This is a genomic window from Halomonas nitroreducens, from assembly GCF_003966155.1.
In the GTDB taxonomy this organism is placed as follows: Bacteria; Pseudomonadota; Gammaproteobacteria; order Pseudomonadales; family Halomonadaceae; genus Halomonas; species Halomonas nitroreducens.
The window spans coordinates 140,536-153,301 of record NZ_RXNS01000011.1; the positions used below are offsets into that span (position 1 = coordinate 140,536).

Below are 12,766 nucleotides of genomic sequence, written 5' to 3' on the forward strand. Positions count from 1 at the left end.
GGAGGGGTCCTGGGGGCAGATGGCCTGGCGATCTCGCGCCCCTTTCCGCTCGGCCGCGGGGGGGGGACACCCAGGGCGTCTCCCCCGGACCGGATGGCCTAGTGGTGGCCGGCCTCGATGGGCACGCCGGGATCGAACAGCACCATGTGTGGCCCCGCAGGCCCGCTGACGCCCTCCCGGGACACCTGGGTGAAGTCTGCCCAGGCGCTGCCGTCTCCCGTGACATGCGACAGCCCGCCAGGGTCATCCACCTCGAGCAGGTAGATGCCGTAGGCATCGTTCCGCGGGCCGAACTCGGGGTCGGCGTCCAGGGTGGTGAGCACCGAGTTGGTCACGTAGAGCCGCTGGTCATCCGGACTCAGGCGCATCATGCAGGGATGCGGGACCGCAGCCTCGCCCACCAGGGCGGGCGCGTAGGGATCGCGGATATCGTACTGCTGGACGTTGTCGCTGAACCAGTTGGCGATGAACAGGTAGCGATCATCGGAGGAGATCGTCATGTCGCAGGGCACCCCCAGATCGCTCAGCACCCGATGAAAATCCAGGCGCCCGTTGGCATCCTCGTCCTCCCACAGCCAGGCGCCGCCATCGGTGCCGATGGTATAGCCGTAGCGGGACTCCGGCGCGTGGAGCCAGTCGGCCTCGGTCGCCCCCGCTCCCTCGCCCAGGCTCACCACCTGGATGACGGTCTCCTGTTCCAGATCCCAGACGGCGACGCTGTCGCCGTTCGGGGCATAGGGAGGCTTCAGGACGTCGTCGGGATAGCCCCAGGTGGTGGTCACCAGGCGATTGAGCCCCGGCTTCATGGCAATATCGTACATGTATTCCGGCCCCCCCTCGTCGGGCGCCCGCTCGGGGCCCGGCCCGAAGTGGCGCTGGAAGGCCGCGGTCTCGTCATCGATCAGCACCAGGCCGCCGGGACCGCTGCTGGGGGTGTCGGCGCCGAGCATCGACACCAGGGCAACCCCGCCCTCGAGGGGCGTGACCGTATGCGGGGCGATGTAACCGCTCTCCCCACGCAGTCCGTCCTCCTGGCGAACCAGGGTCGGCTCCCGAGGATCCTCGGCGACGTCGAACACGTAGAAGCGATCGGAGAACAGGCCCGGGATCAGCAGCCGTTCTTGATCCAGCGAGTAGCCCCAATGGTGGACGTTGTCGCCCGCTTCGGGCAGCGAGCGGACGGCGATGATCTCCCCGTAGGTCGACGGCTGCTCCGGATCGGCGCCCACCAGGGTGAGCATGTCCGGATGCGCTTCCTCGCTGGCGTCGATGGCCACCACATAGAGGAAGGATTCTCGCGGGTCGTCTGTCTCCCCCTCGTCGGCCAGCGCCGCGCCGCTGATCAGGGCGCTCAAGGCCAGCGTGGCGGCACAGCCGGTGACGGCTGGGGGGACCAGCCCCTGGCGCCCCCACTGCGCCGGCTTCCCACGGTACGGGCCTTTGACGATGTCGGGTTCCATGTGAACCTCACTTGCTACCGGGGGCCATGCGTCCAGGCTCGGGTCGCGTGCTGGCGGCCGACAAAGCAACGTGAGGCGCAAAGGCACCCAGTCTGCACGTCGATGAGATGGTTCCGTGCTCGCCCTGGCCAGCGGGGCATCACGCCCCGGGGCCCACAGGACAAGCCCCGGGCGCTCCCCCTGGGGGGGAGGTCCTCATCTATACCCTAGGCACTGGCCAGCCGGCTGACCAATACACGCGGGCGATGAGCGAATGATGGCCCGATAGCCAGCCGGGCGAGCGGGTCATGCCCCGTCGGACACGGCCAGGACCTGCGGCGTGCGCTCGTCAGGACTGAGCGGTTCGGGTGGCCAGGAATTCCCCCTTGCCCACCGAGACCAGGCTGGTGGCAAAGGCCGGATCGGCCTGCACCAGTTCGACGAAGGGCGCCACCTCCTCGGCATGGGAGGTGGCATTGTCCATCACCAGCAGGCCGCCCGGGCACAGCACGCGCCGCAGCATCGGCCACCAGTCCGGGTAGCGGGCCCGGTCGGCGTCGAGGAAGATCAGCTCGAGTGAGGCCTCGTCCTGGCGCTCGAGCACCTTCTCGGCATCGGCATGCAGCGACTCGACCACCCCGTCGACGCCCGCGGCGGCGAAGTTCTCGCCGGCCTTCACCCACTTGTCGGTGGCCCACTCCACGGTGGTCACCCGCCCCCCCGTGTCCAGGGCCGCCTCGGCGAGCCACAGGGTCGAGTAGCCATTGGAGGTGCCGACCTCGAGGATCTGCCGGGCACCGGTGGCCCGCACCAGCACGCCGAGGAATTCCCCGGTGTCCGGCGTGATGTTGAGCATGCGCTCGCGGCCATCGCTGGCGGCCGGGTCGTTGACGGCGCCGAAGGCCTCCAGCTCGGCCTTCACGGCCGACAGTGTGCCGGGTTCATGCATCGCCTGCTCCCTTGGCAATCCGGATGGTGGAAAACATGGTCTGCTATTCTATCGAGACAACCGAGCCCCGCCCCGTGTTCCCGGGAAGGCCGCCGGGGACCCGACGAGCGCGCGCCGCGGCCCATCCCTCAGGCGGGGTCCCAGCGCGGGGCGAAGTCCGGGTCGGCGATTCGCTCGTCGCGGTCCAGGGCATCGATGCGCCGGCACTCCGCGTCGCTCAGCGTCAGCGTCATGGCCTCGAGGTTGGCCCGCTGGTGATGGGGCCTGGTGGAGGAGGGAATCACCACGATGCCGCGTGACGCGACCCAGGCCAGGGCGACCTGGGCCGGCGTCACGCCATGAGTCGCGGCGATGTCCTGGAGGGTCGCGTCCGCCATCACCCGGCCCACCGCCAGCGGCATGTAGCCGGTCACCTGCACCCCCCGGGCCTGGCAATGCTCGACCACCCGGCGGTTGGCGAGAAAGGGATGCACCTCGATCTGGTTGGTGACCAGCTGCTCGCCGCCGGGCAAGTCCAGCGCGGCGTCGATCTGGCCGATGGTGAAGTTGGAGACGCCGATATGCCGCGTCAGCCCCAGCGCCCGGGCCTCGGCGAGGGCGGCCAGGTACTCGGCCATCGGCACCTCGTCCCCGGGAGACGGCCAGTGGATCAGCGCCAGGTCGACACGCTCGACGCCAAGCCGCTCGAGACTCTCGCGCAGGCTGGCGATCAGGTCGTCGCGACGCAGGCGGTCCGTCCACACCTTGGTGGTGAGAAAGACCTCCTCGCGGGCCACGCCGCTCTCGCGGAGGGCCTGGCCGACCTCGGCCTCGTTGCCGTACATCTGGGCGGTGTCGATATGGCGATAGCCCAGGGCCAGGGCGCTCTTCACGGCCTCGATCGCCTCGCGGCCCTCGAGACGAAAGGTGCCGAAGCCGATGGCGGGCAGCAGGGGGGTAGCGATCATCTCGACTCCTGGTGAGCTATGGCGGCATCCAGAATCCGCCTGTCCATGCGTGGGCTTCCCCCCATGCTAAGCCAGCCCCGACACGAGAAAAAGCATAGCGGTCTAAGCGATTCTTCACGGACGGGCCCGCCCCGGCGCCCTCACGTGGCTGCGGACGCAGACGAGTCCTCACTACCGGCGCCGGCATGGCGCATACTCAGGTAAGCACTCACTCACCGAGGTACCGGCATGCCCCAGCCCCACCAGGATGGCCGTTATCGCCATGAGTACCTGAGCCACAAGGCGCTCACCCGCCAGCTCGAGGCCTGGGCCGAGGCCCACCCCGAGCTGGCCCACCTGCACAGCATCGGCACGACGCCCCAGGGCCGCGAGATCTGGGTGCTGACCATCGGCCCGGAACCCGACCGCCGGCGCCCCGGCGTCTGGGTGGATGGCAACATGCACGGCAGCGAGCTGGCCGGTTCCAGCGTGGCCCTGGCCATCGCCGAGGTCGCCCTGGCCCTGCACCTCGACCCCGAGGCGCGGGCCGACGACTGGCCCGAGCCGCTGCGCGAGGCCCTGCGCGAGGTGCTGTTCTATATCTGCCCGCGGATCTCTCCCGACGGGGCCGAGCAGGTGCTGGCCCAGGGCGGCTTCGTGCGCTCGGCGCCGCGACGCCACCCCGACAGCCCCGAGCGGCCCCGCTGGTATGCCCAGGATCTCGACGGCGACGGCCGCTGCCGCTACCTGCGCCGGGTCGACCCGGCCGGCGACTTCGTCGCCTCGGCCCGCTACCCCGGGCTGATGCTGCCACGCCGGGTGGACGACCCGCCGCCCTACTGGCGGCTCTATCCCGAGGGTGCCATCGAGCACTGGGACGGCCAGACGATCCCCGAGCCGGACTGGCTGGCCGACACGCCCGACTTCAACCGCCAGTTTCCCTGGAGCTGGCAGCCGGAGCCTGAACAGCTCGGCGCCGGCCAGCGGCCCGGCGCCGAGCCGGAGACCCGCGCCGTCATCGACTTCGCGCTGCAGCACCCCAACCTCTATGCCTGGCTGAACCTGCACACCTTCGGCGGGGTCTTTATCCGCCCCCTTTCCCACGCCCCGGACAGCCGCATGGCCCCCGCCGACCTGGCGCTCTACCGCCAGCTCGCCGAATGGGGCGAGGCACGGGTCGGCTACCCGACAGTGAGCAGCTTCGAGGAGTTCTGCTATGAGCCCGACACCCCGCTGCACGGCGACCTGATCGATTTCGCCTACCACCAGCGGGGCTGCGTGGCGATCGTCTGCGAGCTCTGGGACCTGTTCCATCGGCTCGGGCGGCCCGCACCCGCGCGCTTCATCGACCACTACACGAGCTTCGACCGCGAGGCCCTGGAGGGATTGGCGCGCTGGGACCTCAGCGAGAACCAGCGGCGGCTGTTCGGCGACTGGCAATCCCTGGTACATCCCCAGCTGGGGCAGGTGGAGGTCGGCGGCCTGGACCCCGTCTGCGGGCTCTGGAACCCGCCACCCGAGGCCTTGCCCGGGCTCTGCGACGCCCTGGTCGATTACTGGCTGCGGGTCGCCGTGATGATGCCGCGACTGGTGATCGAGGACCTGACGCTGACCCGGCTGGGGCCCCGTCAGCACCTGCTGGAGCTGACGGCCGCCAATCACGGCTACCTGCCGACGCAGGGCGTACAGGCGGCGCGCGAGCGCCCCTGGAACGGCGGCGTGGTGGCCTGGGCAAGCCCGCTGGGCTGCCGCCTGCATGACGTCTGCCGCGCCCGCCAGGCGCTGGGTCATCTCGACGGCTGGGGGCGCGGCCTGGGCGATGCCGCCCATATGCCCTGGTTCCAGCGCTCCCGGGGCAATAGCCATCAGGCCCGGGCGCGCTGGTTGATCGAGGGGCAGGGAGAGGTGACGGTGCGGGTCGAGAGCCCGCGGCTCGGCGGCATCACGCGCCGGCTCCCGATCGAGGACACCCGCTAGCCGGTCAGGCCGCCGCGCCAGCGGGCTGTGGCGAAGCTTCGTTGGCGAGATGGCGAGCGCATCGAGCCATCAGGCACCGGGCCGCGACGGGCACAGCACCCCGATGGCGAGAAGTGGCCACGCATCCTGGCGGCCTGGGGGCCGCCAGGATGCTACGGCCCTCCTGCGATACGGCACACTAGATGCCGATGTCCTCGTCGTACTCCTTGTCGGCATGCTCCCGGAGCGGCGAGTCCTCGTCGCACTCCGGCGAGTGCGTGAAGGTCTGGGTAACGTCGAGCAGCCCCAGGTCCTGGATGGCGCGCCGTCCCAGCAGGACCGGGTAGTTCATGTCGCCGCGGTCCTCGAGGCTGAACTGTTCCTGGTAGCGGGTATCCCCCATGCAGATCGTCATCAGCACCGCCGGGCGGCGGTCCTTGCCGCCGGCCCCGGTGAGGATCAGCCGGCGATAGACCTTGCGCTCGTATTCCCTGGCGACGACCTCGCCGGTGGCCTCGTCCTCGACCTCGACCTCGAAGCGCACCCAGTCCTCGCCGTCGCGCTTGAACTCCTCGATATGCTCGGCCTGCATGGAGGAGGTCAGCGCCCCGCTGTCGAGCTTGGCCTTCACCTCCACCCCCCAGGGCTCGATGGTGGTCTTCTCGACCCAGCCATACACCTCGCGTTCCTCAGCGGCAGCGGCGGTGCCGCTCAGCAGGCAGACACCCAGGAAAGGGATCAGTGCGTGTCGCAGGGCGGTTTTCATTCTGACTCCTCGGTTAACGCTGATGAATGGACTCGTGGTGGACAGGCCCCACCTGGACGCACCGCCTGCATGGACAGCCGGCGGGCAGGCGGGTTCCCCGTGACGTCAGATGGTGTCACGCGGGGTGGATTCGTTCCAGGTGCGCGAGAAGACCCGCTCGTTCCCCTGGTAGGCATCCAGGGTGGCATTGACGTGGAAGTGCGTGGCCGTGCTGGTCATCACCGTGCGGGTGGCGATATCCACCCGCCAGTCGCCGCGCTCGAACCACCGCCGATTGATCACCTCGCCGCTCACCGTGGCGTAGTCGTCGTTGGCCTGGGAGTACCGCTCGGCCACCTCGTAGCCCAGCGTCAGGTCCAGGTCATCGAGGCGCCAGCTGCCATCGTTGTCGATGATTCCCAGCGTGGCCTCGTTGGTGGCCAGGTTGAACAGCACCGTCCACTCGCGGTGGGGCGGCACCAGCAGGGTGGTGGCCGGCCCCGGCGCCATGCGAGGCTCGCCGAGGTCGTGCAGTGACTTGTCCGCAGCCCGTTGGGGTCGCTGCGGCAGGATCAGCCGACAGCCCCGCGGATGGAGCGTCAGGGTCGCCGGGAAGGGCGACGGCCAGGCCAGCGGCCAGTACGAGGAAGAGATCGCCACGCGGAGGCGATTGCCCGCGGGGAAGCACTGCGCGACGTGGTTCAGCCGGACCCTGACCCGGCCGGGCTCGCCGGGCGTCAGCGGCTCGGGATGCTCATGACCGTGGCGATGGCTGAGGTTGAGCAGCCCGTAGGTCACCAGGGTAACGGTACCGTCGGGGCCGATGTCGGAGAGCCGCACGGCGACCATCGCCTGGGGCGTGTCGGCAGAGAGCTCGAGCTCGACGACCGGCTGGCCCAGGATCTCCAGGGCCTCCGTCAGCGGCGGGGTGTCGAAGGACAGCGAGCCACCATCCTCCAGGCGCTGATCGGTGGGCAGGTCGGTACTCTCCGCATAGCTGCACCACTTGCCGGCGAAGAGCCCCACGTTCAGCGGGCTGCGGATCGACAGGGCATCGCCCTCGGTCGGCTCTCCGGCGACCAGACCTTCCCGGGACAGGGCGAAGACCCGCGGGCAGAGACGCCGGCTCGGCCACTGCGTCTCGGCGACCCAGCGACCGGGGCGGTCGTCGCTGATCGGCGAGACGCTGTCCTGCATCCAGGCCCGCAGCAGCGGCTCCCGGTCCACGCCATTGTCGCGCTCCTTGAGCCAGCGATCCCACCAGCGCAGGCACTCGCCGAGGAAGTCGATGGAGGGCCCCGGCCCGCCCAGGTGGGGGTACTTGTGACCCCAGGATCCCACCAGCCCCTTGCGCGGCACGTTCAAGTGGTCGATCAAGCGGAACACCGTGTTGCAGTAGCCATCGGCCCAGCCGCTGACCGCGAACACCGGACAGCGGATCGCCGCGAAGTCCTCGCAGACCGAGGCGTGACGCCAGTAGTCGTCCCGGCGCTGGTGGTCCAGCCAGATCTTCAGCCAGAGTCCGCTGTGCTCGAGCCGACGGAGCCAGAGCTCGCGCCAGCGCTCGCCGACAATGTCCGGGTCGGGAGGACAGGCATTGTAGGAGAGCATCACCGAGGCCCAGGACAGGTTGTCGGTCAGCAGGCAGCCCCCCATGTAATGGACATCGTCGGTGTAGCGATCATCGGAGGAACACACGGTGATCACCGCCTTCAGCTCGGGGGGCTGCAGGGCAGCGATCTGCAGGCCATTGAACCCGCCCCAGGAGATGCCGATCATCCCCACCCGGCCGTTGCACCAGGGCTGGGCGGCGATCCAGCGGATCACCTCGACGCCGTCCTCCAGCTCCTGGGACAGGTACTCGTCGTGAAGAATGCCATCGGAATCGCCGCTGCCCCGCAGGTCGACGCGCACGCTGGCATAGCCGTGCCGGGCGAAGTAGCCGTGGATCTGGCTGTCGCGGATGGCTCGCGCGTCCCGCTTGCGGTAGGGAATGTATTCGAGCAGGCCAGGCACCGGTGCCTGCTCGGCCCCCTCGGGCAACCACAGCTTGGCGGCCAGGCGCGCGCCATCCGGCATGGGGATCCAGGCATTCTCGATGACCATCACACCGGCCTGCTGCGCATCCGCCATTCCCTCTCCTCCCGAGACGTCCGGCACGGCAATCGTGGATGGGCCCGGCCCGCTCCGATACCCCTCAGCATATACCGTCGCCGCCGCCCCTTGCCTCGACGCTAGATGCATAGCGAAGCGGAGAGTGGCCATGAACGGTTCCCCGGCCCTCCAGGACCGCCCTGCCCGGCCATTCGCGAACCTCCAGGGCTCGACCGCCCTGGCCATCCAGAACATTGATAATGGTCAAAGCGGCGCTGCCCTCACCTCCCTAGACTGACTCTCGCGAGGAATGCGCCACCATGACTGTAATGATGACGCATCAAGGTTGAGCTCGACGGGCGAAAAGGCGTCAGTCATCGATAACAACGACGCATCCGCAGCGCCTCTTCTCTCCCCGGGTGCTTGCCCCGCCGGCATTGACCCCGCCGCGAAGCGTTCGCACTACAGGTGACGCAGCGGCGGCACCCTCGAGATGCCGCCCATGACGCAGGGAATGTCCCGGAACATTTCTCATGAGGCTGGAAGCATGATCGACATCAAGACCCTCACTCTGCTGCCGCAGAATGAACTCCTGCAGGCCAGTACCCTCGAGCTCAAGACATGGCGGCGGTACCGCCAGCTAGCCCTGAGATTTCTGCCCTATGACGCCGAACTGAGCAACCGCATGACGGAGTTGGGCGTCGCCTGCGAGCGGCGCCTCGAAGCCTTGCGGTGGGCCGCCGACAACCTGGGGCTCGGAGCCTGCGTGGACCTGCCCGCGTTGCAGGACGAGCCGGCGAGGGCCCATCCAGAGCGGTTCTTCGTCGTCGACGGGGCCACGGCCGACCAACTGCTGCAGGAGGCGATGGCCGCGGCCATGGAAGCCCACCGCATCGCCCGGCAACTGCAGGCGGTCAATGGCACCCCGGAGTTGGAGCGGCCGTTGCTGGAATACGCCCGCCAGAAACAGCTCGAGTGCCACATCTTGATGGAGAGTCAGACAGACCAACAGAAACGGGCATGATCACCCGGCACGGCGGATCGCCAGGAGGCCAGCCGGGCGCAACGCCGGCGCGATGATCTCATCGTCGCGCCAGGTGGCCGGTGCGGCTCCTTGTTGTCACGCCGTTCCCGGCTCGGTTGTCGTGGCGGGCTGAGTGGCGGAAGGAGAGGCCTCCTTGAACGTCTTGTTGGCCATGGTAAGGCACCTTACAAGACAGATGAGAATCACGGCAGAGGAGTTTCCCGCCTCCGTCGAGATATGGGCGATCCACCAATCCGATCGCATAAAAAAGCCTAGGTGAGCAGGATGGGACGACCATGATGCCGATCAATGTTCGCAATGGTTGTCTCCGTGGCTGGCCCCGTTCTGCCACGCCGTCGCGTGCCTCCCTCGTATATGCTTCAGGATACACCGCCGCCCGCGGTGCTTGCCCTAGAGGTGAGTGCCATGAAGATCGTCGAGGAGTTTCCCCGGGAAGTCCGGGTCACCGAGAACGTCTGGATCCCCATGAGCGACGGGGCCCGCCTGGCGGCCCGCATCTGGCGGCCGACCGACGCGGAGCAGGATCCCGTGCCGGCCATCCTGGAGTACATGCCCTACCGCAAGCGCGACTTCACCCGCCTGCGCGACGAGCCGTTGCACCGCTACTTCGCCGGCCACGGCTATGCCTGTATCCGTCTCGACCTGCGCGGCAGCGGCGACTCCGATGGCGTGCTCTACGACGAATACCTGCCCCAGGAACTCGATGATGCCGTCGAGGCCATCGCCTGGCTGGTCGCCCAGCCCTGGTGCAATGGCGAGGTCGGCATGATGGGCATCTCCTGGGGCGGCTTCAACGCCCTCCAGGTGGCGGCCCTGCGCCCCGCGCCGCTCAAGGCGATCATCACCATGTGCTCCACCGACGACCGCTACCGGGACGACGTGCACTACCAGGGCGGCTGCCTGCTCAACGAGAACCTCGGCTGGGGCTCGGTCCTGCTGTCCTGTGCCACGACGCCCCCGGACCCGGACATCGCGGGGGGCGACTGGCGGGCGAAGTGGCGACAGCGCATCGAGCAGGCGCCCTTCTATCCCCTGGAGTGGATGCGCCACCCCCATCGCGACGCCTACTGGCGGCATGGCTCGGTGTGCGAGGACTTCACGGCCGTGGCCTGTCCGGTCTATGCCGTCGGCGGCTGGGCCGACGGCTACGTGAACGCCATCCCGCGGCTGCTGGCCGGGCTGACGGTGCCGCGCAAGGGCCTGATCGGCCCCTGGTCCCATGCCTTTCCCCACGCCGCCCTGCCCGGCCCGGCGATCGGCTTCTTCCAGGAGGCCCTGCGCTGGTGGGATCACTGGTTGAAGGGGGTGGGTACCGGCATCATGGACGAGCCCATGCTGCGGGTGTGGATGGAGGAATACGTGCCTCCCGCGCCGATGTATGCCGAGCGCCCCGGGCGCTGGGTGGCGGAGACGGCCTGGCCCTCGCCGCGGCTCGGGGAGAAGACCCTCTACCTGAACGTGCTGTCGCTGGGCGAGCGCCCCGACAGCGAGGACCGCATGCACCTGGCTTCGCCACAGACCACCGGGCTGACCGCCGGCGACTGGTACGGCTTCGGCTCGGAGGGCGAGGCCCCCATCGACCAGCGGGAGGACGACGGCAAGTCACTGGTGTTCGACACCGATCCCCTCGAGGAGCGCCTGGAGATTCTCGGCCCCCCCAGCGTCTCGCTGGCCCTGGCGGTCGACCGCCCCGTCGCCTTCGTCATCGTGCGCCTCAACGACGTGGCTCCCGATGGCGCCTCCGCCCGGGTCAGCTACGGCATCCTCAATCTGTCCCAGCGCGACAGCCGCCAGACCCCGGTCCCCATGACACCGGGCCGACGCTATCAGGTCACGATACAGCTCAACGACATCGCCTATGCCTTCGCCCCCGGCCACACCCTTCGGCTGGCGATCTCGACGAGCTACTGGCCGGTGATCTGGCCGGCCCCGGAGCCCGTCAACCTGACCCTCTACACCGGCGCCAGCCAGCTGTCGCTGCCGGTGCGGCCGCCGCGGGCCGAGGATGACCAGCTGCGGCCCTTCGACCCGCCGGAACGCGCCCCCATGCCCGAGATGACCACCCTGACGGTGGCGCCCTTCCGCCGGCAGGTGGAGCGCGACCTGACGACCGGCATGTCGACCTACCGGATCTCGACGACCGGCGGGGACTTCGGCGACGCCGCCGTGGCCCGCATCGAGGACATCGACCTGACGGTCGGCTACACCATCACCAAGACCTATCGGATCCATGACTATGACCCGGGATCGGCCGAGGCGACGGTCGAGCAGATCACCACCCATCGCCGCGGTCCCTGGTCCACCCGCCTGGAGTGCCGTACCCAGTTGACCGCGACGCCCCACAGCTTTCGCATTCGCGGCCTGCTGAAGGCCTACGAGGGTAGCGACCTGCTAGCCCGCCGGGACTGGGACGAGGAGATCCGCCGTGACCTGCTGTGAGGTCAGATGCCGATGTCGAGCCCCTGGCGCGAGATCGCGGCCTCGAGGATCAGCCGCAGCAGCTCCTGGTAGGGGTGGCCCGCCCACTCGGCCATCAGGGCCAGCTTGCCGTCCCGGTACCAGGTGGGGTTGGTATTGACGTCGAGCAGCCGCGGCTGGCCATCCTCGCCCTCGCGGAAGTCGAAGCGCGCGTAGTCGCGCAGGCCCAGGCGCCGGAACAGGGTCACCGAATAGTCCACCAGCTGGCTCCGCTTGACGTCATCGATCCGGGCCCGGCGGAATTGGAGCCTTGCCCAGTAGGGCGAGTCCGGGTCCGCCTTGGAGCCGTGGGTGAGGATCGGCGGCAGCTGCGGGTCCAGTGCCGAGTAGTCGATCTCCAGGGGAGGCAGGACCGTGAAGCCGGTGGCGGGATTGCCCACCAGGCCGACCGTGTACTCCGGGCCGGTGAGGAAGTCCTGGATCAGGGCATCGGCGACGCCGGGCTGCGCGGCGAGCCAGCGCAGGTAGCGCTCCGCCTCCCCGGCGTCCTGTACCACGCAGTCCCGGGTGATGCCGAAGCTGCCCCCGCTGCTGTTGGGCTTGATCAGGCAGGGATAGATGCTGGGCAGCACCAGCGGGTCGGCGGCCAGCGCCACGTAGGTCTCGTTGGGCACGGGGATGCCCTGCCCCGCCGCCAGCACCCGGACCAGGGCCTTGTCGGTGGTCAGGCTGATGCTCATGGGGTCGGCCCCGGTATAGGGAATGCCCAGGATCTCCAGCAAGGCCGGGATATCCCGCTCCAGCTCCCAGTGGTTGCGGAAGCCGGTATCGCAGAGGTTCAGGGCCAGGTCGTAGGGGGTGGCCCGCAGGTCGTCGATCAGCGTGGCATGGTGGTCGAGGTAGGTGAAGCGATACCCCTCGAGCTGCGAGAGCGCCGTGTGCAGGTGCTCGACCGCTGCGCGTTCCTCGTCACCGAAACGCCCGCCCACGGCATAGGCATACGGCAGCCGAGGATCCCCCAGCACCACGGCCACTATCAGGTCTCCCATGGTTTCCTCCGTCGCGGCGTATCGGCGGCAGGGCAATTGGTCTTGCGATAGCCGAAGTATAGCTCGTCGAGGCGGCCTTCCCGGGGATCATGCGAGGCGACGACACGCCATAACGTTGGGGACAGGGAGCGAACGCGCGACTATC

General features: G+C 68.9%; 9 protein-coding genes. 3 read left to right on the forward strand and 6 right to left on the reverse strand.

Features of this window, described 5'->3' with window-relative positions:
- Positions 1-98: 98 nt before the first annotated feature.
- From EKG36_RS12690 to dkgB, 3 genes are all read right to left on the reverse strand, one after another.
- Positions 99-1,460, reverse strand: coding sequence for a selenium-binding protein SBP56-related protein (locus tag EKG36_RS12690; RefSeq protein ID WP_126484629.1), 1,362 nt, complete (start codon positions 1,458-1,460; stop codon positions 99-101).
- Between the two features lie 328 nt (positions 1,461-1,788).
- Entirely contained in the window at positions 1,789-2,388 is a 600-nt protein-coding gene (locus EKG36_RS12695) for an O-methyltransferase (RefSeq protein WP_126484631.1), read from the reverse strand.
- A 128-nt stretch (positions 2,389-2,516) separates the two neighbouring features.
- Positions 2,517-3,335 (reverse strand): 2,5-didehydrogluconate reductase DkgB, encoded by an 819-nt coding sequence (gene dkgB, locus EKG36_RS12700; protein ID WP_221766076.1) that lies wholly within the window; start codon positions 3,333-3,335, stop codon positions 2,517-2,519.
- Positions 3,336-3,563: 228 nt separating this feature from the next.
- Here dkgB and EKG36_RS12705 point away from each other — a divergent pair, with 228 nt between their 5' ends.
- The gene (locus tag EKG36_RS12705; RefSeq protein WP_126484633.1) at positions 3,564-5,291 is read left to right on the forward strand and encodes a M14 family metallopeptidase; all 1,728 of its coding nucleotides are present in this window, start codon (positions 3,564-3,566) and stop codon (positions 5,289-5,291) included.
- A gap of 178 nt (positions 5,292-5,469) precedes the next feature.
- On the opposite strand, the gene rloA3 is transcribed toward EKG36_RS12705, so the two are convergent.
- Positions 5,470-6,036, reverse strand: a complete 567-nt coding sequence (rloA3, locus tag EKG36_RS12710) for a retropepsin-like aspartic peptidase RloA3 (protein ID WP_126484635.1) — start codon at positions 6,034-6,036, stop codon at positions 5,470-5,472.
- A 105-nt stretch (positions 6,037-6,141) separates the two neighbouring features.
- Entirely contained in the window at positions 6,142-8,148 is a 2,007-nt protein-coding gene (locus EKG36_RS12715; RefSeq protein WP_185827551.1) for a CocE/NonD family hydrolase, read from the reverse strand.
- A gap of 508 nt (positions 8,149-8,656) precedes the next feature.
- Between EKG36_RS12715 and EKG36_RS12720 the strand changes: the two genes are divergently transcribed.
- Together EKG36_RS12720 and EKG36_RS12725 are read left to right on the forward strand one after the other, a co-directional pair.
- Entirely contained in the window at positions 8,657-9,133 is a 477-nt protein-coding gene (locus tag EKG36_RS12720; RefSeq protein WP_126484637.1) for a hypothetical protein, read from the forward strand.
- A gap of 426 nt (positions 9,134-9,559) precedes the next feature.
- The gene (locus EKG36_RS12725) at positions 9,560-11,593 is read left to right on the forward strand and encodes a CocE/NonD family hydrolase (protein ID WP_126484639.1); all 2,034 of its coding nucleotides are present in this window, start codon (positions 9,560-9,562) and stop codon (positions 11,591-11,593) included.
- A gap of 2 nt (positions 11,594-11,595) precedes the next feature.
- On the opposite strand, the gene EKG36_RS12730 is transcribed toward EKG36_RS12725, so the two are convergent.
- Positions 11,596-12,621: a D-alanine--D-alanine ligase family protein gene (locus tag EKG36_RS12730; protein WP_126484641.1), complete on the reverse strand. Its 1,026-nt coding sequence runs from the start codon at positions 12,619-12,621 to the stop codon at positions 11,596-11,598.
- Positions 12,622-12,766 lie beyond the last annotated feature (145 nt).